We start from the raw sequence: 26,121 nt of genomic DNA, 5'->3' as shown, positions 1-26,121 counted from the left end.
GGAGGGACAATGGTGATCATGACGCCGTCGACGACCTTCCAGCCGGTCCTGGAGCGCATCGCCGAGGAGATCGAGCGGACCCCCGGGCGCGGCCGGCCCGCCGACTACATCCCGGCGCTCGCCGCCTGCGACCCGCGCCGCTTCGGCATGGCCGTCGCCGACCTCGACGGCACGGTGTACGGAGTGGGGGACTGGCGGCAGCCCTTCTCCGCGCAGTCCCTCACCAAGGTCTTCACCCTCGCCCTCGACCTGGCCCGCGAGGGCGACGCCCTGTGGGAGCACGTGGGCCGCGAGCCCTCCGGCAACCCCTTCAACTCCCTGGTCCAGCTGGAGTACGAGAACGGCATCCCGCGCAACCCGTTCATCAACGCGGGCGCCCTCGTCGTCACCGACCGGCTGCACACCCGTACCGGCGACGCGTCGGGCGAACTGCTGGCGTTCCTGCGGGCGGAGAGCGGCAACCCCGACCTGACCTTCGACAAGGACGTCGCCGCGTCCGAGTCCGCCCACGGCGACCGCAACGCCGCCCTCGGCCACTTCATGGCGTCCTACGGCAACATCGACAACCCCGTGCCGACGCTCCTGGAGCAGTACTTCCGGCAGTGCTCGATCGCCGCGTCCTGCGCCGACCTCGCCCTCGCCACGAGCTTCCTCGCCCGGCACGGCATCCGCGCCGACGGCACCCGCCTGCTCACCCGCAGCCAGGCCAAGCAGATCAACGCGATCCTGCTGACCTGCGGTACGTACGACGCGGCGGGCGACTTCGCATACCGCGTGGGCCTGCCCGGCAAGAGCGGCGTCGGCGGCGGCATCATCGCGGTCGTACCCGGCCGCTGCACCCTGTGCGTGTGGAGCCCGGGCCTGGATGAACGGGGCAATTCGGTCGCCGGCGTGGCAGCCCTGGACAGATTCACGACGCTGACGGGCCTGTCGGTGTTCTGACGGACCTTCTCGGCGGGCGTGGGGCATGCCCAAAGGGGCGCGGAGAACCGCGCGACAAGCCCCCCACCCGCCCGCACTCGGCGAACCAGCGCACGCGCCGGACGCTCCACCGCGACCAGACATCCCGCCCCGATCACCGGCCGGTCACACGCCGGCTCCCCACCGGAGCACTCCACGTCGCTTTCGAGCCATCCCACGTTGACACGCTGCCCGAGTGTTGGCCATGGCTTTTCCCGTCGATCTCCGCCGCTGCCAGATACTCGGTCTGGCCGGTACCGCCTTCCTCGCGGCAGGCGGTGAGACGGCCGGAGCCCTGCCCGTGGCGGATCTTCTCCCCCCGGACTCCGCCCGCGCCGCCCTCGGCCTGGTCGGCGCGTACTTCGGCGTCGTCCTGCTGATCGCGGCCTGGGTACTGCTGGGCCGGCTGGTCCGCGGGCCGCGACCACCCGCTCCCCGCGCCCTGCTGCCCGTCCTCGCCGCCTGGGCGGCTCCCCTGCTGCTCGCCCCGCCGCTGTTCAGCCGCGACGTCTACAGCTACCTCGCCCAAGGGGCGATGGTCGATGCGCACATGGACGTCTACGCGCACGGGCCGTCCCGGCTCGGCGGTCCGCTCGCCGACGAGGTCGCCCCGCTCTGGCGTCACACCGGCGCTCCGTACGGCCCGGTGTTCCTCGCCGTCGCGGCGGCCCTGTCGGCACTGACGCGCGGTGAACTGCCCGCCGGACTGTTCGGGATGCGGCTCGTCGCCCTCGCCGGCGTGGCCCTGATGGCGGCCGCGCTGCCCCGTCTCGCCCGGCACAGCGGCGCCGACCCGTCCGCCGCGCTGTGGCTGGGCGCCCTCAACCCGCTCGTCCTGCTGCACCTGGTCGCGGGCGCGCACAACGACGCCGTCATGCTGGGCCTGCTGGGCACCGGCCTGGTGGCGGCGCTCGGCCGGTGGCCGTTCCTCGGCGCCGTGCTCGTCACCCTCGCCGCCCTGGTCAAGGCGCCCGCCGTGCTCGGTCTCGCCGCCGTCGTCGTCCTCCAGGTCCGCGCGGGCCGCCACCCGGCGAAGGCCCTCGTGTCGACCACCGTCGCGGCCGCGGCGACCACCGTCGCCGCGACGGCCGCGGCCGGCACCGGATACGGCTGGGTCGGCGCCCTGAACACCCCCGTCTCATCCGGTAACTGGGCCCTGACCACTCTCCTCGGCCGCGCCACCCAGGCCCTCCTGGAGCACCTGGGCAGCGATCTCGCGCCGCTGGCGATCCCCGCCTGGCACGCCCTGGGCATCCTGACCGCCGTGGTCGCGATCGTGCTGATCTGGCTGCGGCTGCGCCCCCGGCCCGTGTACGCGCTCGGCCTGTCCCTGGTGGCGGTGGCCGCGCTCGGCCCGGCGATCCGCCCCTGGTACGCCCTGTGGGGCCTGTTCCTCATCGCCGCCGCCGCGCCCAGTACGTCCGTACGCCACCGCATGACGGCCGTGACCGGTGTGCTCGCGCTGTGCGTCCTGCCCGGCGGCGGCCAGGCGGACACGGGGCAACTCGTACTGGCCGTCTCCGGCGGGGCGCTCGCGGTCGTCGTGCTGTTCCAGGCCCACCAGGCCGAACTCGCCCCGGCGCTGGGACGGGCGGCATGACCCCGACTCTGCCGCGCACGGACCGGGGCCGGCTGCTGCTGGTGCTCGCCCTCGCCACGCTGGTGACGCTCTTCACCGCGACCGTGCCCCTGCTGCGCGACTGGTTCGACCTGCGCGTCTACTACGGCAGCATCGACTCCTGGGTCCACCACGGCGGACGCGTCTACGACTACCGGGTGCCCGGCACGCCGTACGGCTTCACCTACCCGCCGTTCGCCGCGGTCGCCATGCTGCCGATGGCCCTGCTGAGCCTGCACGCCGCGGTCGCCGCCGCCCTGCTGCTCAACCTGGCCGCCCTGGCCGTGGTCCTGCGCCTGCTCGCCGGACCGGACCGGCGGCGCCACGGCTGGTACGGCTGGGCCCTGATCGTCTGTCTGCTCGCCCTGTTCGAACCGCTCCGTGACACCTTCAGCTTCGGCCAGGTCAACCTTCTGCTGCTGGCACTCGTCCTCACCGACGCGACACTGCTCGCCACCGGACGAGGACGCCTGGCGGGCGTCGGCGTCGGGCTCGCGGCGGCGATCAAGCTCACGCCGGCGCTGTTCATCGGTCTGCTGCTGGTGGCCAGGCGATGGCGGGCGGCCGCGCTCGCCACGGCCGTCGCCCTGGGGGCCACGGCCCTGGCGGCCTGGGTGGACCCGGACGCGTCGCGTTTCTACTGGACCGAGGCGCTGTGGGACACCGACCGCGTGGGGCGCCTCGGTTACGTCTCGAACCAGTCGGTGCAGGGCATCCTGGCCCGGCTCGGTGAACCGGACCGCGCGGTGTGGGCGGTGGCGGTCCTGCTCATCCTCGGTGTGTGGGCGGCGCGGACGCGCCGGGCGGTCGTGGCCGGGGAGTGGACGGCGGCGTTCGCCCTGACCGGCCTCGCCGCCTGTCTCGTCAGCCCGATCACCTGGGTGCACCATCTCGTCTGGCTGTTGCCGTCCTTCGCCGTACTGGTCCGCGCGGGGCGCCCCCGGGCCGCGGGCGCCCTGTACGCGGTGCTGTGCACGAGCGTGGTGTGGCTGTGGGTCGACGACGCGTCCGGCGTCGACGGGTTCCTGGGCGGCAACACCTACGCCTGGATCACCCTGGGCCTGCTGCTGTGGCTGCCGGTGGGTCAGCCCCGGCCGGACCTGCGGACCGGAAGCCGCAGCACCAGTACCACGACCGCCGCACCCGTACCGGTGGCACCCGCGATCAGCCCCGCCGCCGTCCAGAGGGACCCGTGCTCCTGCGGGACCGCCGCCGCGACCGCGGGCGGCGTCGTCGCCGCCGGCCGCGCGGGCGTGCGCGGCGCGCCGAGCGAGCCCACCGCCTCGACCCTCCCGGCCGACCTGAAGCCCCAGTCGAGCAGCGAGCGCGCCTCCTCGTACACGGCGGAGCCGCCGCCCTCCTGAGGGTTCATCACCGTCACGACCAGGGTGCGCCGGTCCCGCCGCGCCGCCGCGACGAGGGTGCTGCCGGCCTTGCTGGTGTAGCCGTTCTTGATCCCGATCAGCCCCCGGTACGGCTTCACGCCCTGGGCGCCGCTCAGCAGCCGGTTGGTGTTGAGGATCGGGTACGACCAACCGCCCCCGCCGGGGAACCTTGCCTCCACCGTGGCGCAGTACCGGGCGAAGTCGGGATTGCGCAGCCCCACCCGGCCGAACACCGCCAGGTCGTACGCCGACGACACCTGGCCCGGTGCGTCGTACCCGTCGGGTGACACCACGCGGGTGTCGAGGGCGCCGAGGGACCGGGCCTTGGCCTGCATCCGCTCGGCCGTGTGCCGCCAGCCGCCGTTGAGCTCGGCCAGGACGTGCACGGCGTCGTTGCCCGAGTTGAGGAAGACACCGCGCCACAGGTCGGCGATCCGGTACGTACGGCCCTCGGTGACCCCGACGAGGCTGCTGCCGGCGCCGATGCCCCTCAGCTCCCGCTCGCGGACCGTGTGTTTGATGCCCGCCGGCAGCCCGGGCAGCAGGGTGAGGGCGAACAGGGTCTTCAGGGTGCTGGCCGGGGGCAGCCTGCGGTGCGCGTTGTGGGCGGCGAGCACCTCGCCGGTACGGGCGTCGGCAACCACCCAGGACAGCGCGGAGACCTCCGGGACACGGGACGCCCCGGCGCGCAGGCGCACCTGGGTGCCGGGACGGTAGAGCAGCGAGGGGTGCGGTGCCGCGGCCCTCGGCCCGCCCGGCGGAGTGGGCTCCGCCCCGCCGGGGCCGGCAGCCGCCGCGGGCATCAGCGCCAAGAGCCCCGCGACGCAGAGCGCACCGGCCGACACGGCCACCCGGGAAGAGAATCCGATGATCATATGATCAACGTAGAAACGGACATGCTCCGCACGGTGACGACGGGGCCGCGCGCAGCGCGCTAGCACCCGGATGGCTGATCTCCTCGGCTCAGCCCGAGGGCAGCGTGGGCTGGATGCGCCGCAGGAATGTCGCGTTGTCCGGCGTCTCGCGCATCCGCTCCAGAAGGGTCTCCAGCGCGCCCTGCCCGTCCCGGCCCTGCAGCACGCGCCGCAGGCCGTGGACGGCCGCCAACTCGGCCGGAGGCAGGAGGAGTTCCTCGCGACGGGTACCCGAGGGGATGATGTCGACGGCCGGGAAGACGCGGCGGGACGCCGGATCCCGGCCGAGGCGGAGCTCCATGTTGCCGGTGCTCTTCAGCTCCTCGAAGTAGAAGTCGTCGGCCCGGGAGCCGGTCTCCACCAGGGCGGTCGCGAGGATGGTGAGGGAACCGCCCTCCTCGGCCGACCGGGCGGCGCCGAAGAACCGCTTGGGGCCGGTGAGCGCGGTCGCGTCGACACCCCCGGTGAGGATGCGGCCACCGGAGGCGGCCGCGTTGTTGTGGGCCCGGCACAGCCGGGTCAGCGAGTCGAGGAGGATGACGACGTCCTCGCCGGCCTCGACGAGCCGCTTGGCGCGCTCGATCACGAGGTCGGCGAGCGCGATGTGCTGCTTGGCGCTGCGGTCGAAGGTCGAGGCGTACACCTCGCCTCGCACACAGCGCTGCATGTCGGTGACCTCCTCGGGCCGTTCGTCGAGCAGCAGCATCATCAGCCGGCACTCGGGATGGTTGCCGGTGACGGCGGCGGCGAGCTGCTGGAGGAGGACGGTCTTGCCGGTCTTGGGCGGGGCCACGATGAGCCCGCGCTGGCCCTTTCCGACCGGTGTGATCAGGTCGACGACGCGTCCGGCCAGTCCGGCGGACGGGTGCTCGAGCCGCAGCCGCTCGTGCGGGTGCAGCGGCGTCAGGTCCTGGAAGGCGCGCCTGTCGCGCGGGTTCCCGGCCGTACGGCCGTCGACCCGTTCGACGTCGGTGAGGCCGCGCCGGTCGCCGAGCACGCCCTCGACGAGGTCGCCCTTGCGCAGGCCGTACCGGCGGATCAGCGCGGGGGAGACGGCGGCGTCGGCGGGCGAGGGCAGGAAGCTCTCGGCGCGCAGGTGCCCCTTCCCGCTCGCGTCGATGTCGAGGACACCGGACACGGTCCGGTGCCCGGTGTCCTGCTGGTGTACGGGTGGGTTTTCCAGGGTGGTGGTCATGGTGGTGTGTGTCCTTTCACGGACGGCAGGCTGGCACATACGAGGGGAGGGGGAGAGGACCGCGAAGGAGGGCCTGTGGCACGGCTCCGGGCGGCGGAGAAACAGCACTTCGGATACGACGGAACCCGTCGTGGTGCTGCACATGAAGGGAGAGAGTTGAAAAACTGGCACCGGCGCCCACAAAGAGGGGCGTACACGAGTGCTCTGCTCAGCCTACCATCGAAAGCGGCAGGCGGGGGTCGGCTTCCTCAGCGAGTGGCCAGCAGCCCGTACAGCAATGGGATCCGCGGCTCGGGCAGTCGCCACCAGCCGGACTCCGTACGGACCATCTGCGGCCAGCGCGGCCAGGGAAGTTCGTCGGCTTCCCGCAGGCGTCGCACAGCGAGCCCCGCCCCCGTCAACGCGTTGACGACCTCGCCCATGCCGTGCATCCACTCGTAGCTGTCCGTGGCGCCCTCGACGGCAGGGCCGTCCGTGTAGGTGTGGGTCCCGTCGCGGTGTACCGGACCGGCGCCGCCCAGGTAGTCGTGACGCAGGAGCAGCTCGGGTCCCTCGCCCGGAGCGGGCTTCGGCCCGAGCGAGTTGAGCAGGGGATGGAACTCGACGACGTACACCCGGCCGCCGGGACGCAGGAGTTGGCGGACGGTCTCCGCCCACCGGTGAAGGTCGGGGAGGTAGCACAGGGCGCCCTTGCCGGTGTACACGACGTCGAACCGCCGCCCGTCCAGGGCCGCGACGGCGTCGTACACGTTCGCCCGGACGTACGTCACGTCCGCGCCGGACTTCACCGCGATGTCCTGGGCCGCCGCCACGGACGCCTCGGAGAAGTCGAGGCCGACGGCCCGGGCACCGCGCCGCGCGAAGGCGATCGTCTCCGTGCCGAGATGGCACTGGAGATGCAGCACGTCACGCCCGGCCAGCTCGCCGAGGTCCTCCCACTCGAACGGGGCGAACCAGCGCTCGGGGCCGAGGTCCTGATCGAGACCGTAGAAGCGGCTGGCGAGGTGGATGGGCGTGCGGGCGTCCCAGTTCGCCTGGTTGGCCCGCATCAGCCGGTCGTGCTCGGCGGACGTCATGGGGACATCCAACCGTGAACCGGCCTGGGGCGGCGGGAGAACGCGGGAAACGGAACTTCCGACGTGTCGCTCAGACCGAGCGGGCGCGGGCCTCCTCGGCGATCCGCTCGAACTGCTCGCCCATGGCCGCAGCGAGGGCCTGTGCCCCCGACAACGGGCGGACCATGACCGTGAATTCGTCGATAAGCCCGTTCTCGTCGACGTGGATGAAGTCGCAGCCGTTGATCTCTCGGTCGCCCACGCGAGCGGTGAAGACCAGGGCGTGGTCGCGGCCGTTCACGTCGTTGATCTCGCGCACGTAGCGGAAGTCCTGGAAGACCCCGGAGACGGCGCGCAGGATCGCGGCAGTGATCGCCTTCCCGGCGTACGGCTTGAACACGACCGGGCTGGTGAAGACGACGTCCGGCGCCAGCAGCGCCTCGGCGGCGTCGAGGTCGAGCTTCTCGACCGCCTCACGGAATGCACGCATCGAACCGCCTTGGTCAATTTGTTGAGTAGGTGCGGAGTAGATTAGTCAACCGTTGATACGGTGTCCACATGTCTCTCAAGTACGCCGTTCTCGCGGCGCTCCTGGAGGGCGAGGCCTCGGGGTACGAGCTGTCCAAGGTGTTCGACGTGTCGCTGGCCAACTTCTGGGCCTCGACCCCGCAGCAGCTCTACCGCGAACTGGAGCGCCTCGCGCGGGACGGACTGATCGAGGCCAGGGTGGTGCGCCAGGAGCGGCGCCCCGACAAGCGCATGTTCACGCTGACCGAGGCCGGCCGCCGGGACCTGCGCACGTTCGCCGCCACGCCGCCCCGGCGGCCCACCGCCATCCGCGACGAACTCCTCATCAAGATCCAGGCCATGGACGGCGCCGATCCCGGGGCGACCCGTGCGCTGGTCGAGGAGCGCCAGGCGTGGGCCCGCGGCAAACTCGCCCGCTACCGGCGCGTCCGCGAGCGCCTCCTGGCCGGCCGCAGCGAGGAGGAGTACCTCCGGGACGCCGAACGCGTCGGCCCGTACCTCACGCTGATGGGGGGCATCGGCTTCGAGGAGGAGAACGTCCGCTGGTGCGAGCGCGTACTCACCGTACTGAAGCAGCGGGCTCCTCTAGGCTGATCCGATGTTCAGCCCCGAAGGCCCCCGTCTGCGCGAGCTCGCCGTCCAGGCGCTGTCGTCCGTCGAGCGCGGCTACGACCTCCTCGCGCCGAAGTTCGACCACACGCCGTTCCGGACGCCCGACGCGGTCCTCGACGCCGTCGGCTCGGCGCTGCGGCGGACGGGGTCCTTCGACGCCGGACTCGACCTGTGCTGCGGCACCGGAGCGGGCGTCGGCGTGCTGGCACGGGTGTGCCGGGAGCGGGTCACCGGCGTCGACTTCAGCGCCGGCATGCTCGACGTCGCACGCGAGCGGGTCCGGCCGACGGGCCCGGCGCTCTCCTGGGTCCGGGCCGACGCCCGTGCCCTGCCCTTCGTGCCCGCCTTCGACCTGGTCGTGAGCTTCGGTGCCTTCGGGCACTTCCTGCCCCGCGAACTGCCCGGGCTGTTCGCGCAGGTCCGGTCCGTCCTGCGGCCGGGCGGCAGCTTCGCGTTCCCACTGGTCGCCCCGCCCCGCCCGGGCTCGCCCGGCTACTGGATGCTGCTCGGCTTCGACACCGTGATGCGTGTGCGCAACGCGCTCTGGCGGCCTCCGTTCGTCATGTACTACCGCGCGTTCCGCCTGGGGGACGTGCGGCGCGAACTCGCTGAGGCCGGCTTCCGGGTGGAGCTCCACGCGCTCGAGGAGTTCGGGCGGCGACCGGACGGCAGCCCCCGCGTACGTCTCGTCATGGCCCGGCTGCCGGACCAGGGGTGTCCGCGGCCGGTGCTCGTCAGCCGTGCGGGAAGTTCAGCAGATCGTCGTTGAACGCCTTCTCGCCGGGAGGTCCGGTGGGCCGAGGCGGCGATCGGCGCGATCTGGTCGTCGTCCCCGTGCGTGACGAGCGTCGGCACGCCGATGCGCCGCAGGTCCTCGGTGAAGTCGGTCTCCGAGAAGGTGCCGTGCAGTGTCTCGATGATCTCCGTCATCTGCGGGCACCGGCGCCGGCGGTTCGCCGAACGGGTGACCGACGACTGTCCGTCGCGGGCCGCACCGCCCGGCCCGGCAGCGTGAACTCGTAGACCAAGGCCTCCTGTTGGGCGTCCACCACCAGGTCGGTGATCTCCAGCGGGCGTGCGTACTGGTCGTGCACCCGCCGGGTGACCCGCACCGACGGGGTGCTCGCCAGACGGGTGATGGCGTCGCGGTGGTGCAGGGTCAGACCGGCCCGGCGCATCCAGTCGTAGGCCCGCCACAGCTGTGCGGCGGCGGTGCCGTCGGCGCGGTCGCGGTAGCCGGCCAGCTCCGCCACCTCCGCCAGCGCCACGGCGGAGAACGAGGTCACGGCGGTCCGCAGGCCCTGTCCGTCGGTGGTCGCGTACCGGTAGCGGTGGATCAGGGTCGGGCGGCCGGGAGCCAGCCCCAGGGCCTCGGCGTGGTCAGGCGGGGGCGCCTCCCAGGTGACGGTGGCGCGGGCGACGGTGCCCGGCGTCGCGGCCCGGGCGCCGACCGGGAAGGTGAGCGACGCCGGGGCCTCGACCGGCAGGCCGGGCAGGGTGGCGTGGCTGCCGCGCCGGTCGGTGGCGACGAGACCGTCGCGGCGCAGCAGCTCCAGCGCCTGCCGCACGGTCTCCCGGCTGACCCCGAAGTGACCGGCCAACCGCCGTTCCCCGGGCAGTCGATCACCGGGCGGGATGGTGCCGTCGCGCAGTTCGCCGAGCAACTCCGTCGCGATCCGCCGGTACAGGGGCTCTTCCTCGGCCGGCGGGGGGTCGTGCGGGGTGGTGCGGGCCATGCCGCCCCTCCTGTGGGTGACGTTCGGTAGCCGTACGGGCTCGGTGCGCCACCAGATCTAGCATTGGTCTAAACCAGCTGGGAAGGGCGGCCGGCGGGTTCGGCCGAAACCGGCCCGCCCGCGCCCGCCCTCACAAAACGCTGTACAGGGCGTCGACCAGGGCCATTTTCCGCGGGTCGTCGGCGATACGAGGCCCCATCCGGTTCATCACATAGCCCAGGGACACCCCCGCCTCCGGGTCGGCGAGCCCGCAGGAGCCGCCGAAGCCGTCGTGTCCGAAAGCGCGCGGGTTGGGTCCGTACGAGCCGTCGGGCCCGCTGAGCCAGAGCCCGAGCCCCACCTCCGTCTCGTGCTCGAACCCGGCGCCGAGCACCAGGTCCCGGCAGCTGCCCTGCCCCTCGCGCGCCCGCTCGGCCGCCTCCGGGGACAGCAGGCGATGCCCCCCGTACGAGCCGCGCCCCGCGAAGACGCCGTACAGCGCGGCGACGGCGCGCGCGGTGCCGTGCCCGTTCGCCGCGGGGATCTCGGCGGCCCGCCATCCGGGGGTGTTGGCCCCCGCGGCGGACACCGCCGGATTGGTCAGCGCGGCGATCGCCGCCGGCGCCAATTGAGTGAAGACCGCCGCCTGTTCACTGCTCGCCGTGACCTCCGGCGGGATCAGCTCGGCCACCCGGCACGCGTCCTGCTCCGGCAGGCCGATGCGGAAGTCGACGCCGAGCGGCCCCGTCACCTCCCGCGCCAGGAAGGCCCTCGGCCGCAGCCCCGAGACCCGGCGTACGACCTCGCCGACCAGATGGCCGTAGGTCAGCGCGTGATAGCCGGACCGGGTGCCCGGCTCCCACCAGGGCTCGGTCGCCGCGAGCCGCTGCGTGGTCAGCTCCCAGTCGCAGAGCTGCTCCAGCGAGTGCGGCTCCCGCAGGCCGGCCAGGCCGGCGCGATGGGACAACAGGTGCCGTACGAGGACCTTCTCCTTGCCCGCCGCGGCGAACTCCGGCCAGTACACGGCCACCGGCGCGTCCAGGTCCAGCAGTCCCCGGTCGGCAAGGATGTGCGCGCACAGCGCCACCGGCCCCTTGGTCGTGGACCACACGTTGACCAGCGTGTCCCGCTCCCACGGGCGGGAGCGCGCCGCGTCCGCCCAGCCGCCCCACAGATCCACCACGGTTCTGCCGCCGACGGTGACGGCCACCGCGGCGCCCAGTTCGCCCCGCTCCCCGAAGTTCTCCTCGAACGCCCTGCGTACCGCCGTGAACCGCGCGTCGCAGTGACCGCGCACCGGTGTCTCGTTCCCGGACATGAGCCCCCTCCGCCGACCGTCTCAGGCCCGGGCCGCCGCGTCGTGGCCCGGGCGCGATGAACGTACCGACTGGTCGGACCGGGTGGAAGGCCGCCGGCGCTGAACGGCCGGATCAGATGTACGAGCGCATCCAGCGCAGCTTGGCCGCCTGCTGGAAGGGACCGCCGCCCTCGTGGTCGTTGAAGTCGTAGACCTCGATCGCCTTGTCCTCGTGGCTCCACGCGTTGAACGCCGCGAACACGGTCGAGGGCGGGCAGGTCTGGTCCTCCAGGGCGGCCGAGAAGAGCGCCGGCGCCCGGCCGCGCGCGGCGAAGTGCACGCCGTCGAAGTAGGACACCGTGCGCAGGGCGTCCTCGGTGCGGCCCCGGTGCGTCTTGAGGTAGAGGCCGATCTCCCGGTACGGGTGCCGGTCCGTCAGCGTCGCCGCGCGCGGGAAGTCGCAGAGGAACGGCACGTCCGGCGCGATGCCCGCCAGGTCCGGGACCAGGCCGCCGACCGCGATCGTAATGCCGCCGCCCTGGCTGGAACCCACGGCCACCGTGCGCGCCGCGTCGGTGGCGGGATGCGAGCGGGCCGCCTCCACCGCACGCACCGCGTCCGTGTAGACCCGGCGGTAGTAGTAGTTCTCCGGGGCATCGATGCCGCGTGTCATGAAACCGGGAAACGCGGGCGCGCCGCCCACCGGATCCGCCGTGCCGCCGCCCCCGCCCCAGCCGCTGCCCTGCCCGCGGGTGTCCATCACGAAGTGCGCCCGGCCCGAGGACGCCCACAGCAGATGCTCGTGCGGGAGCCCGCGCCCGCCGCCGTAGCCGATGAACTCCACGACCAGCGGCAGCGGGCCGTCCGCCCCGGCCGGCAGCGTCAGCCAGCCCTTGACCGGATGACCGCCGAAGCCCGCGTACGTCACGTCGAACACCCGCACGGTGGACAGGCCCGTGTCGACCGGTTCGAAGCGGGCGTCCAGGTCGTGCCGGCGCGCCTCCCGCAGGGTCTCGGACCAGAACGCGTCGAAGTTCTCGGGCTCGGTGGCCGCGCTGCGGTACTCGCGGAGTTCGTCGAGCGGAAGGTCGAACAGGGCCATGTAGGACCGCCTTGGATGAGGAGCAGCTACGGGGGCAGTGCGGATGATCACACTACGTGGGTGGTCGGAGGACTGGCCAGGGTTTGTTGTGGCCCGCCCGCCGGACGCCGTCGGCTCGGAGCGGGTGAGGCGCTGGTCATGGGCGTGGGAGCGCGCTCACAGATGAGGGCGCCGGGGAGGGTGCCGCTCGCGGGTGGTCGGGTCACCCGGAGTTCATCGGCGGGCAGGGCCGTCCGCGTGTCCGCCTGCCGCGTCTCACGCGCGGCGATGGGTCCACTGCGGTTCCGTGCGGGCCCACGCCCGGTCCCACTCGGCCAGCCGGCGGCGCATCGCCACCCGACGTACGAGGAAGTGGCCGAAGAGCACCACGAGCACCGCACCGCCCGCGGCGCAGGTACCGATGGTGAGGGTGTGCTGCCAGACCGCCGTTTCGTCCACCGGCGGCAGCACGCTGTGGCCCCGGTCGTCGAACCAGACGTCCACGGTCTCGCCCTGCCGGGTGTCCGCGGGGACCCGGGCCGTCGCGGTGCGCGTGCCTTCGCCCGGCTCCGTCCAGCGCACGGTCGCCCGGTACGCGTGCTGCCCGCCGGCCTGCACCGACGGCAGCGAGTCGCCGTTCCTTCCGACCACTTCGGCCCGCACGCGGTGCCGCTCGGCCTGCTGCTCCATCGACACCGACCGCGCCTCGGCATGAGCCCACCGGGCGGCGGCCGTCCCGGCCAGGGGCGCGCCCACGAGGATGAGGACGGCGACCACCAGCACGGTCCACGCTTCCACGACATCCGACCGGCGCCGCAGCGGACTGCGCCGCCAACGCCAGCCGCGCACCCGGGTTCGCATGCCCACCTCCTCGCCGTCACCGCGGCCGGAGGGCCGGACCGGCCGTGCGGTGCGCCGCCGCTCCCTTCGCGTCACGTGACGCGTGCGAGTCGCATCACGTGACGCGTGCGAGTGCCCTCACGGACGGGGTACCCCCTCCGGCGCCCATCGATCGCTCCAGGGGCCCTGGGCACGGCGGGAACGGCCTGCCGAAACCTTCCGGCTGGGTGCCCGGCGCGACCGCGGCGAAACGCCGGGGTCAGCCGAAACGCTCGATGCGGATCCGGTCCACCGGCTGACCGGCTGTCACGAGCAGCCGGGAGGCGTGCTCGGCGAAGGAGTTGGAGCCGCACACATAGGCCTCCCACCCACCGGAAGGCTGCTCGGCCAGGAGCGGCGCCACATGTGCGGCCGCCATACGTCCCACCGCCACACCCTCCGGGGCGCTCCGGGTGAAGACGGGGGTCGTCTCCGTGCCCAACTCGCGGGCGTAGACGAGCTCCTCGGGGCTGCGCGCGGACACCACCAGCCGCAGCGGCACGGTCAGGTTCCTCGCCCGGTGGTGTCGGATCATCGACATCAGCGGCACAACGCCGGAGCCGGCGCCGATGAGCAGCGCGGGCCGGTCGCCCGGCCAGGCGAAGAACCCGCTCACCGGGCCCCGCACCTCGACCCGGTCGCCGGGCCGGGCGACGGTGTGGAACCAGCCCGACACCTCGCCGCCCTCGACGTGGTCCAGGGTCAGCTCGACCTGCCCGGAGTCGTCCGGCGCGGACGCGATCGAGTAGTGCCGCTGGGCCGTGTAGCCGTCCTCGGCGGTCAGCCGCACCATCAGGTGCTGGCCGGGCACATGCCCTGGCCAGCCGGGCACCGCGAGCCGGAAGGTGGTGACGCGCGGGGTCTCTCGGCGGATCCCGGTGAGGGTGGCCGTCTGCCACTCGGACGCGGCCTGCTCGCTCACGGCGATGCGCCCGGGCACGGCGAACCGGGTGGGGGGTACGAAGGTCTCAGTCACCGGAGTACCTCTGCTCCTCCCACGGGTTGCCCCGGCCGTGATAGCCGTTGCGCTCCCAGAAGCCCGGCTCGTCGTGGTCGAGGATCCGCAGACCCGCGATCCACTTGGCGCTCTTCCAGAAGTACAGGTGCGGCACCAGCAGTCGCGCCGGGCCGCCGTGCTCGGGGGCCAGCGGCCTTCCGTCGTACTCCCAGGCGATCCAGGCGCGCCCGCCGGTCAGGTCGGCGAGCGGGAGGTTCGCGGTGTAGCCGGTGTGCGAGTAGGCGACGGCGTGGGTGGCCGACCCATGGGGCCGGACCGCATCCAGGAACGCGTCCAGGGACACGCCCGCGAACCGCACTCCGAACTTCGACCAGCTCGTCACGCAGTGGATGGCGCCCTCGTACGCCGACGCCGGCAGCCGGTGCGCCTCCTCCCAGTCCCAGGTGCGGGGCTCGGCCACCAGCCCGTCGACGCGGAAGGTCCAGTCGGCGGGTGCCAGTTCGGGAGTGACCTCGGCGGACAGGACGGGCCAGTCGTCGCCCGCGTCGTACTGGCCGGGCGGCAGACCGGGGTCGTCGACGCGTGGGCGCCCGGTGAAGCCTCGGGTGATGTGCATGCGGTGGTGCCTCCGGGCCGGGCCGACGGTGCTCCGCCGGACCGGGTGATCAGTGATTGCGTGGTCAACCGTACGTGCGGCGCGGCCTAGTCCTGCCGACCGGGTCCGGGCCACGCGTTGTAGCGCACCAGATACTCGGCGAACCGCGTCAGGTCCTCCGCCGGCCACTGTGCCAGCCGCTCGCGGAAGGCCACCCGGCGGCTCTCGGTGACCTGGGCCAGGATGTGCCGCCCGGCTTGCGTCAGGTGCAGGAGATGGACGCGCTGGTCCGCAGGGTCGGGGCGGCGCTCGATGAGGCCGGCGCGTTCCAGGGCGGCCACCTGGCGGCTGACGGTGGACTTGTCCAGGGCGTAGTGGGCGGCCAGGTCGGTGGCCCGGCATCCGCCGCTCTCTTCCAGATGCCCCAGCAGCGTGTACGACACCAGCGACAGCTCCGGGTGCATCCGGCCCGCCGCGGCCCGGGCGCGGCGGGCGAAGACCGTCATCTCGCGCTGGATGGTCTCCACGGCGTCGGCGGTGTGCACGCGACCTCCCTCACCACGGTGCTGCTCGGCTCCTTCCAGGGTTGCATAACCCAACCACTTGCCCCGGGCGGGGGCACGATCTCCGTACCGGGCGGCCGGTCCGTCGGGTAGGGTTACCGTCCGGCCGTGGAGGGACCCGGCCGTCGGCAGCCGAGGAGGTGAGACCCATTACCGCTGTGTCAGCGCGGGTGCTCTCCTCTCGTCGTCGCGCGGATCGCCGGTAGGCGATCGCGGGAGCGCCCTTCGGTTCCCGAAAGGCTCTGGGCTTCCATGCCGTCTGTGTCTGCCGTTCCCCCTTCCACGCCGTTGTCCCGCGACTCCGTCGTCGCCGCCCTGCGCACCGCGGGATGCGTCTTCGCCGAGGACGAGGCGGAGTTGATCCTCACCACCGCGCGCGCCCCGGCCGAGGCCGCCACCATGGTCGAGCGCCGCGTCGCGGGCCTGCCGCTCGAACTCGTCGTCGGCTGGGCCGAGTTCCGCGGCCTGCGCATCGCCGTCGCCCAGGGCGTCTTCGTGCCCCGCCGGCGCACCGAGTTCCTGGTGGAGCAGGCCCTGGCGCGGGCGCCCGGGGCCACCGTCGTCGTGGACCTGTGCTGCGGCTCGGGCGCCGTGGGAGCGGCGCTGGCCGCCGCGCTCGGCGACGTCGAACTGCACGCCGCCGACATCGACCCGGCCGCGGTGCGGTGCGCACGCGGCAACATCGCCGCCGCCGGCGGCCACGTCCACCAGGGCGATCTTTTCGAGGCGCTGCCCGCCGCGCTGCGCGGCCGCGTGGACATCCTCGCGGCCAACGTGCCGTACGTGCCCAGCGACGAGATCGGCCTGCTGCCGCAGGAGGCCCGTGACCACGAGCCGCTGGTCGCCCTCGACGGCGGCACGGACGGCCTCGACGTGCTGCGCCGGGTCGCGGCCGAGGCGCCCCGCTGGCTCGCCCCCGGCGGCTGCGTCCTGGTGGAGACGAGCCGCCACCAGGCCCCGGCCGCCGTCGAGGCCTTCGAACGCCACGGCCTCACGACCCGGCCGGCCGCGTCGGAGGAGTGGTACGCCCATGTGGTGATCGGTGCCAGGCCGTAGGGACCGTCGGCCTCGCGGCCCTCAGTCCGGTGCGGTCGCCCGCGCGATGAGCAGCGCCACGTCGTCGAAGTTGTCCGGCTCGTGCAGCGTGCGCAGCAGCAGGTCGCAGACGTCCTCGAGTGGCCGGTCGGGCCCGTCGAGCAGGGACAGCAGCGTGTCGAGCCGATCGTCGAGCGAGTCGCGCCGGGTCTCGACGAGGCCGTCGGTGTAGAGCACCAGCCGGTCGCCGGGGGCGAGGTCGACGGTGGTCGTGGAGAAGGCGACACCGCCCACCCCGAGCGGCACCCCGGTCGGCAGGTCGAGCAGCTCCGGCGACCGGCCCGGCCGGACGCGCACCGGCGGCAGATGCCCGGCGTTGGCGATCCGGCACTGCCGCAGATGCGGGTCGTGAACGGCGTAGACACAGGTGGCGATGGTCTGTTCCAGACCCGCGGTGATCTTGTCGAGGTGCTCCAGGAGCACGTTCGGATCGAGGTCGAGGGAGGCGAGGGTGTTGGTCGCCGTGCGCAGCCGCCCCATGGCCGCCGCCGCGGGGATGCCGCTGCCCATCACATCGCCCACGACGAGCGCCGTCTTGCCGCCGTCCAGCGGGATCACGTCGAACCAGTCGCCGCCGACCTCGCTCGTGGCCCCGGCCGGCTGATAGCGGGAGGCGACCTCCAGCCCGCCCGTCACCGGCGGGTGGCTGGGCAGCAGGCTGCGTTGCAGGGTGAGCGCGGTCTCGCGGGCACTCTGGTACCAGCGGGCGTTGTCGATCTGCACGGCGGCCCGGGCGGCCAGCTCGCGCGCCAGCAGCAGGTCGTCCTCGCTGAACGGCAGCGGATTGCGGGTGCGTTTGAGGTCCAGGGCGCCCAGCACCTCGCCGCGCGCGATCAGCGGCACCGCGAGATAGGAATGCACCCCGGCCCGGCCCAGCAGCTCGGCCGCCTCGGAGGAACGGGCGATGAGGTCCAGGTCCTCGTCCTTGACCTCCGGCAGCATCACGGGGCTCGCCGTGCGCACGCACCGGGTGACGAGCCGGTCGGGGGCGTACCGGGCGACCTGCCCGGGAGGGTCGGCAGCCTCCAGCGCCTCGGCGGAGTCGTACCCCTGGACCGCCAGCGCGCGGATCACGGCCGCCTCGGTGGGGCCCAGGCTGGTGCGCCTCCCCTGCACCACCGCGTCCAGCAGGTCGACGGCCGCGATGTCGGCAAGCTCCGGCACGGCCACGTCGGCCAGTTCGCGGGCCGTGCGGTCCAGGTCGAGCGTGGTGCCGATACGGCCCGAGGCGTCGGCGATCAGGGCCAGCCGTCGGCGTGCGGCCTCGGCCTCGATGCCCGCCCGGTACTGCTCGGTGACGTCGACGATCGAGACCGCCACGCCCAGCACGGTCCCGAAGGCGTTCTCCAGCCGGTACAGCGAGATCGACCAGGCGTGGTCCTGGTGCGGGTCGGCCCGGGTGCGGCCGATCGTGGACTGGTCGACGACCGGTGTGCCCGTCCGGAGTACCCGGCGTGTGGCGGCCTCCAGGGCGTCGACGTCCATCCGGGGCACCACCTCCCGGGGAGTGCGGCCCAGGTGCTCCTCGGCCGGCACGCCGTTGATCTCCTCCAGCGCCGCGTTGACCGAGACGTACCGCAGTTCGGTGTCCAGCACGGCCAGCCCGATCGGGGACTGCGCGATCATCCGCGTCGACAGCGCCACCTCCCGCTCCAGCCGGTGCACGGTCCCCTGGTCGGCACACAGCCCCAGCGCGTAGACGTCGCCCTGGTCGTCCAGCAGCCGCATGTTGCGGAACTCCACGAGCCGCGTGCCGCCGTCCTTGCGGCGGATCGGGAAGGCCCCCGCCCAGCTCTGTCCGGTGCCCATGACGTCGGCGAACAGCTTGACCACGAGGTCGACGTGCTGCTCATGGACCATGATCCGGGCGGCGTACTGGCCGAGCGCTTCCCGGGCCTCGTACCCGAACAGCTCCTCGGCCTGCGGGCTCCACAGCACGATGCGGCCCTCGGCGTCCAGGACCACCGAGGCCACGCGCAGCACGTCCAGCAGCCCGCTCGGGCGCGCCGACCCGCGCACCGGACCGTCGCTCTCGGACCCGGGAGACCCGGCTGCACCCATCCCACGCCCCGCCTTCGCCGTCCTCGTGGCACGCCGTCGTGTGCCGGCACCCCATGTTCTACCGCGCGGAGCCGTTCTCGAAGGCCCCTTCCGTCACCTTCCACCATCTCCCACCACGGCCCGGTCCGCCCCGCAAACCCGTCACCGGCAGCGGGGCACCGCCGGTAGTGCTCGCCGGAAGGTGGTGCTTTGCTGGGGTAGGGGCGGATACGGCATCCGGTGGCCACGAGAGGAGCGATCACGATGGCGATGGACCACGAGCGACCGCACCCCCATTCCGTCTCGGTGGAGATCAGCGGGTGCAGCAAGCACGACGCCCGGATCGTCTTCGACGCACTGTGCTCCTGCTTCGAGTCCGACCGGTGCGCCGACGACGTGCCCGAGGACCTGCACGCGACCCGCCCGACCGTGTGGCTCGGCACCTTCGACGTGGCCGACGAGCACGAGGGCGCGCGACCGGTGCACCTGTCGTCCTCCGTCGAAGCCGACCTGCACGGCGGCTACTGGGCGATCGAACGGTTCCGCACGACCCTGGACTCGCTGTTCGACGTGCACGATCTGAGCACGGTCTCCGGCGACCAGGAGAAGGAACTGCACGTGCGTCTGCGGAGCCGCTGACCGCCGCTCAACTCGTCAGCGGACCCAGTCCGGCCCGCCGCTGAACGGCGCGCGCCACCGGCAGGTCCGCCACGCCCCACCCGTCCACACTGCGCAGCCCCTCGTACGACAGGGCCGTGGCGGGGACGCCCTCGGCCCTGCCGGGACATGCCGGCCTTCGACGCCCCGGCCCGACACGGCCCGGACAGGCCCCCGGTGCGCTCCACCGTCGAGGAGAGCGGTCCAAGGTCCCTGGTCATGGCCCCACTGTGCCCTCCATCACCTTGTGCAACTAGTTGCATAAACCGTCGGTAGTCCTCTACAACTACAGGCACGACACCGCGCACGGAGGGCCCGATGAGCCGTTACCCGCACCTGCTGACCCCCCTCGACCTGGGCTTCACGACCCTGCCCAACCGGGTCCTCATGGGCTCCATGCACGTCGGCCTGGAGGAGGCCGAGGGCGGCTTCGCGCGCATGGCCGCCTTCTACGCCGCCCGCACCCGCGGGGGAGTGGGCCTGATCGTCACCGGCGGCATCGCCCCCAACGACGAGGGGCGGCCCTACGAGGGCGGCGCCAGGCTCACCACCGAGGCGGAGGCCGAGCAGCACCGGGTCATCACCGACGCCGTGCACCGCGAGGGCGGGCGGATCGCGATGCAGATCCTGCACTTCGGCCGGTACGCCTACCACAAGGACCTCGTCGCGCCGAGCCCGCTCCAGGCGCCTATCAGCCCCTTCCCGCCCCGAGAGCTCAGCGACGCCGACATCGAGCGGACGATCGACGACTACGTCCGCGCCGCCCGCCTCGCCCGGCAGGCCGGCTACGACGGCGTCGAGATCATGGGCTCCGAGGGTTACCTCATCAACGAGTTCATCGCCCTGCAGACCAACCACCGCACCGACCGCTGGGGCGGCTCGTACGAGAACCGCACGCGCTTCCCCCTGGAGATCGTGCGCCGGGTGCGCGAGGCGGTCGGCGAGGACTTCATCGTCATCTACCGGCTGTCCATGCTCGATCTCGTCCCGGGCGGTTCGACGCTCGACGAGGTCATCACCCTCGCCAAGGCCGTCGAGGCCGCCGGGGCGACGATCATCAACACCGGCATCGGCTGGCACGAGGCCCGGATCCCCACCATCGCGACCTCCGTGCCGCGCGGCGCGTACACCTGGGTGACCAAGCGGCTGATGGGTGAGGTGTCCGTCCCGCTCGTCACCACCAACCGCATCAACACCCCCGAACTCGCCGAGGAACTGCTCGCGGAGGGCGCCGCCGACATGGTGTCGATGGCCCGCCCGATGCTCGCGGACCCCGACTTCGTCATCAAGGCCGCGGCCGGCCGGCCCGAGGCGATCAACACCTGCATCGGCTGCAACCAGGCCTGCCTCGACCACACCTTCAGCGGCTTGATCACCTCCTGCCTGGTCAACCCGCGCGCCTGCCACGAGACCGAGCTCGTGCTCTCCCCGACCCGGCTGCGCAAGCGCGTCGCGGTCGTCGGCGCCGGCCCGGCCGGCCTCGCCTGCGCGGTCTCCGCCGCCGAACGCGGGCACGACGTGACGCTGTTCGACGCGGCGAGCGAGATCGGCGGCCAGCTCAACGTCGCCCGCAAGGTCCCGGGCAAGCAGGAGTTCGACGAGACGCTGCGCTACTTCCGCACCCAGCTCGACTGGCACGGCGTCGACATCCGGCTGAACACGCCGGTCACGGTCGCGGACGTCGACGGCTTCGACGAGGTCGTCGTCGCCACCGGCGTCACCCCGCGCACCCCCGAGATCCCCGGAATCGACCACCCGAGCGTCGTCGGCTACCTCGAGGTCCTGCGCGGCGGCGCCCCCGTCGGCGACCGGGTCGCGATCCTCGGTGCGGGCGGCATCGGCTTCGACGTCGCCGAATTCCTCACCGACGGCGGCGACAAGGCCCACGAGGACCCGGCGACGTACTTCCGTCAGTGGGGCGTCGACATGGACTACCGCGGCCCCGGCGGACTCGCCGCGCCCGAGCGGCCCGCCCCGCCGCGCACCGTGCACCTGCTCCAGCGCAAGACGTCCAAGGTCGGCGCCGGCCTCGGCAAGACCACCGGCTGGATCCACCGCACGGAACTCAAGCACCGCGGCGTCATCATGGTCCCGGGCGCGCGCTACGACCGGATCGACGACGCCGGACTGCACATCACCGTGGGCGAGGAGAGCACGGTGCTGGAGGTCGACACGGTCGTGCTGTGCACGGGCCAGGAGCCCCGCCGCGGCCTGTACGAGGAGCTGATCGCCGCCGGGTGCAGCGCGCACCTCATCGGTGGTGCCGACGTGGCCGCCGAGCTGGACGCCAAGCGCGCCATCAAGCAGGGCACCGAGCTCGCGGCCGCCCTGTAGTGCGGGAACGCGTCCCTAGGATGAGGCCATGTCACTCCCGCACGCGATCCTGACCGCCCTGCTCGAGAAGCCGTCGTCCGGGCTGGAGCTGACCCGCCGGTTCGACCGGTCGATCGGCTACTTCTGGTCGGCGACGCACCAGCAGATCTATCGCGAGCTCGGGAGACTGGAGGCCGACGGCCTCATCAGGGCCCTGCCGTCCGAGCAGCCGGCCCGCGGGCAGAAGAAGAGCTACGAGGTCCTGCCCGCGGGCCGCGCCGAACTGGCCCGCTGGACCTCCGCCTCCCAGGACCCCAAGCCGCACCGTGACGCACTGCTGTTGCGTCTCAGGGCGGCGGCCGTGGTCGGCACGGCGGGCCTGGAGGCCGATCTGCGACGCCATCTGGAGTTGCACGAACGGCAGCTGGCGGAGTACGAGGAGATCGAGCAGCGCGACTTCCCGCCCGGCCGGGACGGCACCGAGGACCGACTGCGGCATCTCGTGCTGCGGGCCGGCATCGACCTGGAGACCTTCTGGACCCAGTGGCTCAGGCGCGCCCTGGCGGACTTCGCCGAACTCCCGGAGGGCGAACCGACCTGACCGCACCGCGCCGTGACATGACGGCGGCCCGCCCGACCGGAGCGCTTCGGAAGGGGCGGGCCGCCGTTCGCACCGGATCAGAGCCGGTGCGGCTTGTTGCGCCGGCGCAGGTACCAGGCCGTCGCCAGCAGGCCGGATCCGACCAGCGTGCCGCCCGCCACCAGCGTGACGGTGCCGTAGTCCGTCGAGGACCCGCCGACCCCGCCCATCACGCCGCGGGACGGCGAGGCCGACGGGGTCACGGACCGCGAAGGGGAGGGGGCGGTGGACACCATCACGGACTGGGTGCCCGCGGTGGTGCCGTCCGAGCAGACGACGATCACGGTGTACGTGCCCGGGGTGACGCTCGACCAGGCGGCGGACTGACTGGTGGACGTGCCCGACAGCGTCACCTGGCGGCCCTGGGCGAAGCTGCCCTGACTGCTGGTGAGAAGCGAGGCGGTGCCCCAGCTGCCGTTGATCTGGGTGCACGAGCTGGTCGTGACCGACACCGTGGACCCCGTGGTGCTCACGGAGATACCCGGGCCCGCGACAGCGGCCGAGGCCAGGGCGATGGGCAGCGCGGCGGCGACTGCCACAGTCAGACCGGAGCGGAGAACTGACGATGAATTGCGCATGTGGACTGCCCTCCGGCGGCACGGTTGGCGACATCCCTTGCGCCGCCGAGGGTCGGGGAACGCCCGTGCTGCCTCAGGGGTCAGCCAAAGCGCCCGCGGCCCCGGCCGCACTCCAAGCGCCCCCGTGCAGGTGACGGGTGCCCGCTACCGGCCGATGCCGGGGGTACGTCAGCGCCCCGCGCCCGTCGTCACCGACCGCTCCGCCGAGAAGCCTCCCCAGGTGCCGTCCGGCAGCATCGCCCGGACGCGGACCCGGTGGGTGACACCGGCTTTGCGCCCCACGTAGAAGCTGTACGTGGCCCGGTCACGCGGCGCGCTCCCGCCGTACACCAGGGACGTGGCGGGCCGGCCGTCCAGGTGGATCTCGTACTCGGTGACCTCACCGTCCACGCGGGGCGGCACCCAGCTCAGGCCGACGTGGTACGCCCCGTCCTCGCGACGGCTCGTCGCCCGGAAGCCCGTGGGGGCCGTGGGAGCCGTGGCGTGACCGTCGTCCGTGCCCGGGGTGGTGAGACGGACGGCGGGACTGGCGGGGGAGACGTTGCCTGCCGCGTCCCGCGCCCGGACGGTGAACGCGTACTCCCTGCCGGGCCGAAGCCCCGTGAGCACGGTGGCCGTCCGGCCCCCGCCCACACCGTGGATCTTCGTGGCTCCCTGGTGGATGTCGTACGACACCACGCCCCGGTCGTCCGCCGAGGCGGACCAGGACAGCTGGACGGCCCGGCTTCCGGCCGCCCGCCCCTTGAGCGCCGCCGGGCGGGTCGGCGCGGAGCGGTCGTCCGCGACGGCCGTGGGCGTCCTCGCCCGCACCGTGCGGCTCGGCGGCCCGAGCCGCCCGTCGGCGTCCCGCGCCCGTACGGAGAACACGTACAGCGTCGAGGGCCGCAGCCTGGTGACGTCCACCATGTGCTTCGAACCTGGCACCTCTTGAACCTTGGTGGCGCCGCGATACACCTCATAGGCAGCCGCCCGGGCGGTCGTGTTCCACATGACGTGCACGCTCGTCGCGCTGCCCGCCGCGGCGGTGACACCCGTGGGCGCGCCGGGCACACTCCCGCCGTCCCCTCCCTCCGCTCCGGCCCAGCCGCAGGAGGCGACCAGCGCGAGAGCCCCGCAGAGGGCGAGGTGGCGCAGGAGGGGCGGGGGAGCGGAACGGCCTCGCACGGCACTGCCTCCCGGGGGTGGCACACGGGAATGGTCCGGACCAATATGCCGCCGTTGGCGCGATCACATCAAGAGGGCGTCGCGGGCACATCAAGAGAGCGTCGCCCGGGTGCGGAAAACACCTCCGGAAGGGCGTCACCCCCACCGTGCGCGACCACCCGGGGAGTTACGTATGCTGAAGGTCCTCACGGCCGAACTCCTGGCGGTCATCAGGGAGTTCGCGCCAGTCGCGCGGACCGCTGTCGTCGCAGATCCCGCGCCGGCGCGGGTGGCCGGGCGGCCGGAGTCCGACACGGACTCAGGTCCCCGGCCCCTGTCGGAGGTTGGGGACGTGCACCGTCCGGCCCCCCAGGGGTGGCCGGGTGATCGCCCTGGGCCCAGATTGGGCTGAGTGCCCGTCAGGTCCCCCAGGAGAGGCTCTCGTGTCGTGCGTGTCCAGTCGCTCACTCTCGCCGCGGCCAGCGCCGCCCTGCTCGCCCCGACGACACTTCCCGCCGTCTCGCCCCGCCCCGCGGTGTGGCGCGAGAGCACGGTGAGCGCCGCCGAGCTGCTCGCCAAGGTGCGGGACTGCACTCCCCTATCCCGCGGCCGCTACCGCAGTGACAACGGCGCACCCGCGAACATCCCGGTCTGCGGCACCCGCGACGCCGTGTTCTGGAAGGCCGACATGGACATCGACTGCGACGGCCGCCCAGGGCCCCGCTGCAACCGCCGCACCGACCCGTACTTCGCCCCGAGCACGGCCTACGCCCAGTCCGACGGCCGGCCGTTGAGCGCCGAACGCCTGCCCTTCATCGTCGTACCCGCGCCGAGCGGCCTCTGGGACTACCGGGACCACGGCATCGGCGGCGGTTCGGTGGTGGCCGTCGTGTACCGCGACCGGGTGCGGTACGCGGTCGTCGGCGACACCGGCCCGCAGGGCATCATCGGGGAGGCGTCCTACGCGACCGCCAAGGCCCTCGGCATCCGCGCCGACCCGCACGGCGGCGGCGCACCCTCCGGCGTCACCTACATCGTCTTCAAGAACACCAAGGTGTCGCCCATCGAGGACCACGCGGCAGCCGTGACGGAGGGGGAGTGGGTGGCGAGGCGGTTCGCCGACGGGAGCCGGACGGACGGAAACCAAGCGACTGACGACGCGTCACGGGCGCCGGGAGGCTGACGACGCGCAACGGCGCTGGAAGGCTGGCGATACGTCACGGGCACGCCTGCGGCCGGGCACACCGCCGGCCCGGCGTGCCCGGCCGCATCCGTCGCTCACACCTTCCGGTAGGTGTACGCCTCCGCGGCGGCCGCCTCCACCGCCGCCAGATCCGCCCCGGTGGACGCGGTGACGACCGCGGCCACGGCTCCCTCCACGAAGGGGGCGTCCACCAGGCGGGTCCGCTCCGGGAGTTCGTCGCCCTCCGCGAGCAGCGCCTTCACCGTGAGCACCGCGCTGCCCAGGTCGGTCAGGACGGCGACTCCGGCGCCGCGGTCGACGGACGCGGCCGCCGCGGCGATCAGTTCGGAGCTCGTACCCAGCCCGCCGCCCTCGGTACCGCCCGCCGGAGCGACGGGCACCGCCGGGCCACCGCCGGCGAGCCCCTTCGCCAGCTCGGCGACCGACGCGGCCACCTGCGCGCTGTGTGACACCAGCACGATCCCCACCAGCTGCTCGTCACTCACCGGCGGCCTCCGCGAGTCCGGCGATCAGCAGCGCGGACGACGTGGCCCCCGGGTCCTGGTGGCCGATGCTGCGCTCGCCCAGATAGCTCGCCCGGCCCTTGCGCGCCTGCAGGGGCGTCGTCGCCACGGCGCCCTCCTCCGCGGCGGTCCGGGCCGCCGCGAACGAGTCGCCGAGCGCGTCCACCGCGGGCACCAGCGCGTCGATCATGGTCTTGTCGCCCGGGGCGGCACCGCCGAGCGTCATGACCGCGTCCACCCCCGCCCGCAGGGCCTCGGCCAGCTGCTCCTCACTGACCTCACCGGCATCGCCCAGTGCCTTGCCGGTACGGCGCAGGAGCGTGCCGTACAGCGGTCCCGAGGCGCCGCCGACCGTCGAGATCAGCTGGCGTCCGGCCAGGGTCAGGACCCCGCCGGGCGTGCCCGGGGCCTCCTTCTCCAGGACGGCCACGACGGCCGTGAACCCGCGCTGGAGGTTGCTGCCGTGATCGGCGTCCCCGATGGGGGAGTCGAGGGCGGTGAGCCGTTCCGCCTCGCGGTCGACGGACGCGGCGGTCGCCGCCATCCAACGGCGGAAGAATTCGGCGTCGAGCACTGGATCTCCTTGCCTGGTA

25 protein-coding genes and 2 pseudogenes are annotated in these 26,121 nt (G+C 73.2%); 10 read left to right on the top strand and 17 right to left on the bottom strand.

Going from position 1 to position 26,121, the window contains the following annotated elements; translation table 11 throughout:
• Positions 1–9 precede the first annotated feature (9 nt).
• The 3 genes from CEB94_RS03535 to CEB94_RS41840 all read left to right on the top strand — a co-directional run bounded on the left by CEB94_RS03535 (position 10) and on the right by CEB94_RS41840 (position 3,942).
• On the top strand, positions 10–942 hold the full coding sequence (locus CEB94_RS03535) for a glutaminase (protein WP_175430767.1): 933 nt from the start codon (positions 10–12) through the stop codon (positions 940–942).
• 223 nt (positions 943–1,165) lie between these two features.
• The gene (gene mptB / locus CEB94_RS03530) at positions 1,166–2,560 is read left to right on the top strand and encodes a polyprenol phosphomannose-dependent alpha 1,6 mannosyltransferase MptB (protein ID WP_175430766.1); all 1,395 of its coding nucleotides are present in this window, start codon (positions 1,166–1,168) and stop codon (positions 2,558–2,560) included.
• Complete coding sequence (locus CEB94_RS41840) at positions 2,557–3,942, top strand: glycosyltransferase 87 family protein (protein WP_175430765.1); 1,386 nt, start codon at positions 2,557–2,559, stop codon at positions 3,940–3,942. The genes mptB and CEB94_RS41840 overlap by 4 nt, the downstream gene beginning before the upstream one ends.
• A 59-nt stretch (positions 3,943–4,001) precedes the next feature.
• On the opposite strand, the pseudogene CEB94_RS03520 reads toward CEB94_RS41840, so the two are convergent.
• The 4 genes and pseudogenes from CEB94_RS03520 to CEB94_RS03505 all read right to left on the bottom strand — a co-directional run.
• A pseudogene (locus CEB94_RS03520) lies at positions 4,002–4,766 on the bottom strand (D-alanyl-D-alanine carboxypeptidase family protein); the annotation flags it as partial.
• A 160-nt stretch (positions 4,767–4,926) separates the two neighbouring features.
• Positions 4,927–6,216 carry a transcription termination factor Rho gene (rho, locus tag CEB94_RS03515; protein ID WP_381106521.1) on the bottom strand — a complete coding sequence of 430 codons (1,290 nt, stop codon included), beginning with the start codon at positions 6,214–6,216 and terminating at the stop codon, positions 4,927–4,929.
• Between the two features lie 104 nt (positions 6,217–6,320).
• Complete coding sequence (locus CEB94_RS03510) at positions 6,321–7,148, bottom strand: class I SAM-dependent methyltransferase (protein WP_175430763.1); 828 nt, start codon at positions 7,146–7,148, stop codon at positions 6,321–6,323.
• Positions 7,149–7,218: 70 nt separating this feature from the next.
• Positions 7,219–7,617 carry a nuclear transport factor 2 family protein gene (locus CEB94_RS03505; protein WP_062925130.1) on the bottom strand — a complete coding sequence of 133 codons (399 nt, stop codon included), beginning with the start codon at positions 7,615–7,617 and terminating at the stop codon, positions 7,219–7,221.
• Positions 7,618–7,685: 68 nt separating this feature from the next.
• Here CEB94_RS03505 and CEB94_RS03500 point away from each other — a divergent pair, with 68 nt between their 5' ends.
• The gene (locus tag CEB94_RS03500; RefSeq protein WP_175430762.1) at positions 7,686–8,249 is read left to right on the top strand and encodes a PadR family transcriptional regulator; all 564 of its coding nucleotides are present in this window, start codon (positions 7,686–7,688) and stop codon (positions 8,247–8,249) included.
• A gap of 4 nt (positions 8,250–8,253) precedes the next feature.
• Positions 8,254–9,036, top strand: coding sequence for a class I SAM-dependent methyltransferase (locus tag CEB94_RS03495; protein ID WP_175430761.1), 783 nt, complete (start codon positions 8,254–8,256; stop codon positions 9,034–9,036).
• Between the two features lie 26 nt (positions 9,037–9,062).
• On the opposite strand, the pseudogene CEB94_RS40370 reads toward CEB94_RS03495, so the two are convergent.
• The 8 genes and pseudogenes from CEB94_RS40370 to CEB94_RS03460 all read right to left on the bottom strand — a co-directional run.
• Positions 9,063–9,164, bottom strand: a pseudogene (locus CEB94_RS40370) (alpha/beta fold hydrolase); the annotation flags it as partial.
• A gap of 29 nt (positions 9,165–9,193) precedes the next feature.
• A complete protein-coding gene (locus tag CEB94_RS03490; protein ID WP_175430760.1) occupies positions 9,194–10,003 on the bottom strand; it encodes a GntR family transcriptional regulator in 810 nt (269 codons plus the stop codon).
• A gap of 130 nt (positions 10,004–10,133) precedes the next feature.
• Positions 10,134–11,300, bottom strand: coding sequence for a serine hydrolase domain-containing protein (locus tag CEB94_RS03485; RefSeq protein WP_175430759.1), 1,167 nt, complete (start codon positions 11,298–11,300; stop codon positions 10,134–10,136).
• 112 nt (positions 11,301–11,412) lie between these two features.
• Complete coding sequence (locus tag CEB94_RS03480) at positions 11,413–12,381, bottom strand: acetylxylan esterase (protein WP_175430758.1); 969 nt, start codon at positions 12,379–12,381, stop codon at positions 11,413–11,415.
• A 255-nt stretch (positions 12,382–12,636) separates the two neighbouring features.
• Complete coding sequence (locus CEB94_RS03475) at positions 12,637–13,221, bottom strand: Rv1733c family protein (protein WP_175430757.1); 585 nt, start codon at positions 13,219–13,221, stop codon at positions 12,637–12,639.
• Between the two features lie 238 nt (positions 13,222–13,459).
• Positions 13,460–14,215, bottom strand: coding sequence for a ferredoxin reductase (locus CEB94_RS03470; protein ID WP_175430756.1), 756 nt, complete (start codon positions 14,213–14,215; stop codon positions 13,460–13,462).
• Complete coding sequence (locus tag CEB94_RS03465) at positions 14,208–14,813, bottom strand: sulfite oxidase-like oxidoreductase (RefSeq protein WP_175430755.1); 606 nt, start codon at positions 14,811–14,813, stop codon at positions 14,208–14,210. The genes CEB94_RS03470 and CEB94_RS03465 overlap by 8 nt, the downstream gene beginning before the upstream one ends.
• Before the next feature lie 86 nt (positions 14,814–14,899).
• Positions 14,900–15,298 carry a MarR family winged helix-turn-helix transcriptional regulator gene (locus CEB94_RS03460; protein ID WP_381106608.1) on the bottom strand — a complete coding sequence of 133 codons (399 nt, stop codon included), beginning with the start codon at positions 15,296–15,298 and terminating at the stop codon, positions 14,900–14,902.
• Between the two features lie 309 nt (positions 15,299–15,607).
• Between CEB94_RS03460 and CEB94_RS03455 the strand changes: the two genes are divergently transcribed.
• Positions 15,608–16,411 (top strand): putative protein N(5)-glutamine methyltransferase, encoded by an 804-nt coding sequence (locus tag CEB94_RS03455; RefSeq protein ID WP_175430753.1) that lies wholly within the window; start codon positions 15,608–15,610, stop codon positions 16,409–16,411.
• A 21-nt stretch (positions 16,412–16,432) separates the two neighbouring features.
• Here CEB94_RS03455 and CEB94_RS03450 read toward each other — a convergent pair whose 3' ends face one another.
• Positions 16,433–18,511: a SpoIIE family protein phosphatase gene (locus CEB94_RS03450; RefSeq protein WP_175430752.1), complete on the bottom strand. Its 2,079-nt coding sequence runs from the start codon at positions 18,509–18,511 to the stop codon at positions 16,433–16,435.
• A gap of 249 nt (positions 18,512–18,760) precedes the next feature.
• Here CEB94_RS03450 and CEB94_RS03445 point away from each other — a divergent pair, with 249 nt between their 5' ends.
• The 3 genes from CEB94_RS03445 to CEB94_RS03435 all read left to right on the top strand — a co-directional run bounded on the left by CEB94_RS03445 (position 18,761) and on the right by CEB94_RS03435 (position 22,061).
• Complete coding sequence (locus CEB94_RS03445) at positions 18,761–19,129, top strand: hypothetical protein (protein WP_175436869.1); 369 nt, start codon at positions 18,761–18,763, stop codon at positions 19,127–19,129.
• Between the two features lie 336 nt (positions 19,130–19,465).
• The gene (locus CEB94_RS03440; RefSeq protein WP_175430751.1) at positions 19,466–21,481 is read left to right on the top strand and encodes an NADPH-dependent 2,4-dienoyl-CoA reductase; all 2,016 of its coding nucleotides are present in this window, start codon (positions 19,466–19,468) and stop codon (positions 21,479–21,481) included.
• Positions 21,482–21,509: 28 nt separating this feature from the next.
• Complete coding sequence (locus tag CEB94_RS03435) at positions 21,510–22,061, top strand: PadR family transcriptional regulator (protein WP_175430750.1); 552 nt, start codon at positions 21,510–21,512, stop codon at positions 22,059–22,061.
• Between the two features lie 77 nt (positions 22,062–22,138).
• Here CEB94_RS03435 and CEB94_RS03430 read toward each other — a convergent pair whose 3' ends face one another.
• Positions 22,139–22,678 (bottom strand): hypothetical protein, encoded by a 540-nt coding sequence (locus CEB94_RS03430; protein WP_175430749.1) that lies wholly within the window; start codon positions 22,676–22,678, stop codon positions 22,139–22,141.
• Positions 22,679–22,846: 168 nt separating this feature from the next.
• Positions 22,847–23,842: a fibronectin type III domain-containing protein gene (locus tag CEB94_RS03425; RefSeq protein ID WP_175430748.1), complete on the bottom strand. Its 996-nt coding sequence runs from the start codon at positions 23,840–23,842 to the stop codon at positions 22,847–22,849.
• A 427-nt stretch (positions 23,843–24,269) separates the two neighbouring features.
• On the opposite strand from CEB94_RS03425, the gene CEB94_RS03420 reads away from it, so the two are divergent.
• Positions 24,270–25,004 (top strand): glycoside hydrolase family 75 protein, encoded by a 735-nt coding sequence (locus CEB94_RS03420; RefSeq protein WP_175430747.1) that lies wholly within the window; start codon positions 24,270–24,272, stop codon positions 25,002–25,004.
• Between the two features lie 95 nt (positions 25,005–25,099).
• Here CEB94_RS03420 and CEB94_RS03415 read toward each other — a convergent pair whose 3' ends face one another.
• Together CEB94_RS03415 and dhaL are read right to left on the bottom strand one after the other, a co-directional pair.
• A complete protein-coding gene (locus CEB94_RS03415) occupies positions 25,100–25,510 on the bottom strand; it encodes a PTS-dependent dihydroxyacetone kinase phosphotransferase subunit DhaM (protein WP_175430746.1) in 411 nt (136 codons plus the stop codon).
• Positions 25,503–26,102: a dihydroxyacetone kinase subunit DhaL gene (dhaL, locus tag CEB94_RS03410; RefSeq protein ID WP_175430745.1), complete on the bottom strand. Its 600-nt coding sequence runs from the start codon at positions 26,100–26,102 to the stop codon at positions 25,503–25,505. The genes CEB94_RS03415 and dhaL overlap by 8 nt, the downstream gene beginning before the upstream one ends.
• Between the last annotated feature and the right edge of the window lie 19 nt (positions 26,103–26,121).

Origin of the sequence: Streptomyces hawaiiensis (assembly GCF_004803895.1) — a bacterium.
Classification (GTDB): Bacteria; Actinomycetota; Actinomycetes; order Streptomycetales; family Streptomycetaceae; genus Streptomyces; species Streptomyces hawaiiensis.
The sequence above is the reverse complement of the archived record's forward strand: the minus strand, read 5'-3'. Positions and strand labels throughout refer to the sequence as shown.

Coding starts and splice junctions, on each gene's coding strand:
- CEB94_RS03430 (WP_175430749.1), bottom strand. CDS start 22,678: ATGCGCAATTCATCGTCAGTTCTCCGCTCCGGTCTGACTGTGGCAGTC.
- CEB94_RS03460 (WP_381106608.1), bottom strand. CDS start 15,298: ATGACGGTCTTCGCCCGCCGCGCCCGGGCCGCGGCGGGCCGGATGCAC.
- CEB94_RS03535 (WP_175430767.1), top strand. CDS start 10: ATGGTGATCATGACGCCGTCGACGACCTTCCAGCCGGTCCTGGAGCGC.
- CEB94_RS03480 (WP_175430758.1), bottom strand. CDS start 12,381: ATGGCCCTGTTCGACCTTCCGCTCGACGAACTCCGCGAGTACCGCAGC.
- CEB94_RS03505 (WP_062925130.1), bottom strand. CDS start 7,617: ATGCGTGCATTCCGTGAGGCGGTCGAGAAGCTCGACCTCGACGCCGCC.
- CEB94_RS03440 (WP_175430751.1), top strand. CDS start 19,466: ATGAGCCGTTACCCGCACCTGCTGACCCCCCTCGACCTGGGCTTCACG.
- CEB94_RS03495 (WP_175430761.1), top strand. CDS start 8,254: ATGTTCAGCCCCGAAGGCCCCCGTCTGCGCGAGCTCGCCGTCCAGGCG.
- CEB94_RS03435 (WP_175430750.1), top strand. CDS start 21,510: ATGTCACTCCCGCACGCGATCCTGACCGCCCTGCTCGAGAAGCCGTCG.
- CEB94_RS03500 (WP_175430762.1), top strand. CDS start 7,686: ATGTCTCTCAAGTACGCCGTTCTCGCGGCGCTCCTGGAGGGCGAGGCC.
- CEB94_RS03485 (WP_175430759.1), bottom strand. CDS start 11,300: ATGTCCGGGAACGAGACACCGGTGCGCGGTCACTGCGACGCGCGGTTC.
- CEB94_RS03450 (WP_175430752.1), bottom strand. CDS start 18,511: ATGGGTGCAGCCGGGTCTCCCGGGTCCGAGAGCGACGGTCCGGTGCGC.
- CEB94_RS03465 (WP_175430755.1), bottom strand. CDS start 14,813: ATGCACATCACCCGAGGCTTCACCGGGCGCCCACGCGTCGACGACCCC.
- CEB94_RS41840 (WP_175430765.1), top strand. CDS start 2,557: ATGACCCCGACTCTGCCGCGCACGGACCGGGGCCGGCTGCTGCTGGTG.
- CEB94_RS03445 (WP_175436869.1), top strand. CDS start 18,761: ATGGACCACGAGCGACCGCACCCCCATTCCGTCTCGGTGGAGATCAGC.
- CEB94_RS03510 (WP_175430763.1), bottom strand. CDS start 7,148: ATGACGTCCGCCGAGCACGACCGGCTGATGCGGGCCAACCAGGCGAAC.
- CEB94_RS03475 (WP_175430757.1), bottom strand. CDS start 13,221: ATGCGAACCCGGGTGCGCGGCTGGCGTTGGCGGCGCAGTCCGCTGCGG.
- rho (WP_381106521.1), bottom strand. CDS start 6,216: ATGTGCAGCACCACGACGGGTTCCGTCGTATCCGAAGTGCTGTTTCTC.
- mptB (WP_175430766.1), top strand. CDS start 1,166: ATGGCTTTTCCCGTCGATCTCCGCCGCTGCCAGATACTCGGTCTGGCC.
- CEB94_RS03455 (WP_175430753.1), top strand. CDS start 15,608: ATGCCGTCTGTGTCTGCCGTTCCCCCTTCCACGCCGTTGTCCCGCGAC.
- CEB94_RS03490 (WP_175430760.1), bottom strand. CDS start 10,003: ATGGCCCGCACCACCCCGCACGACCCCCCGCCGGCCGAGGAAGAGCCC.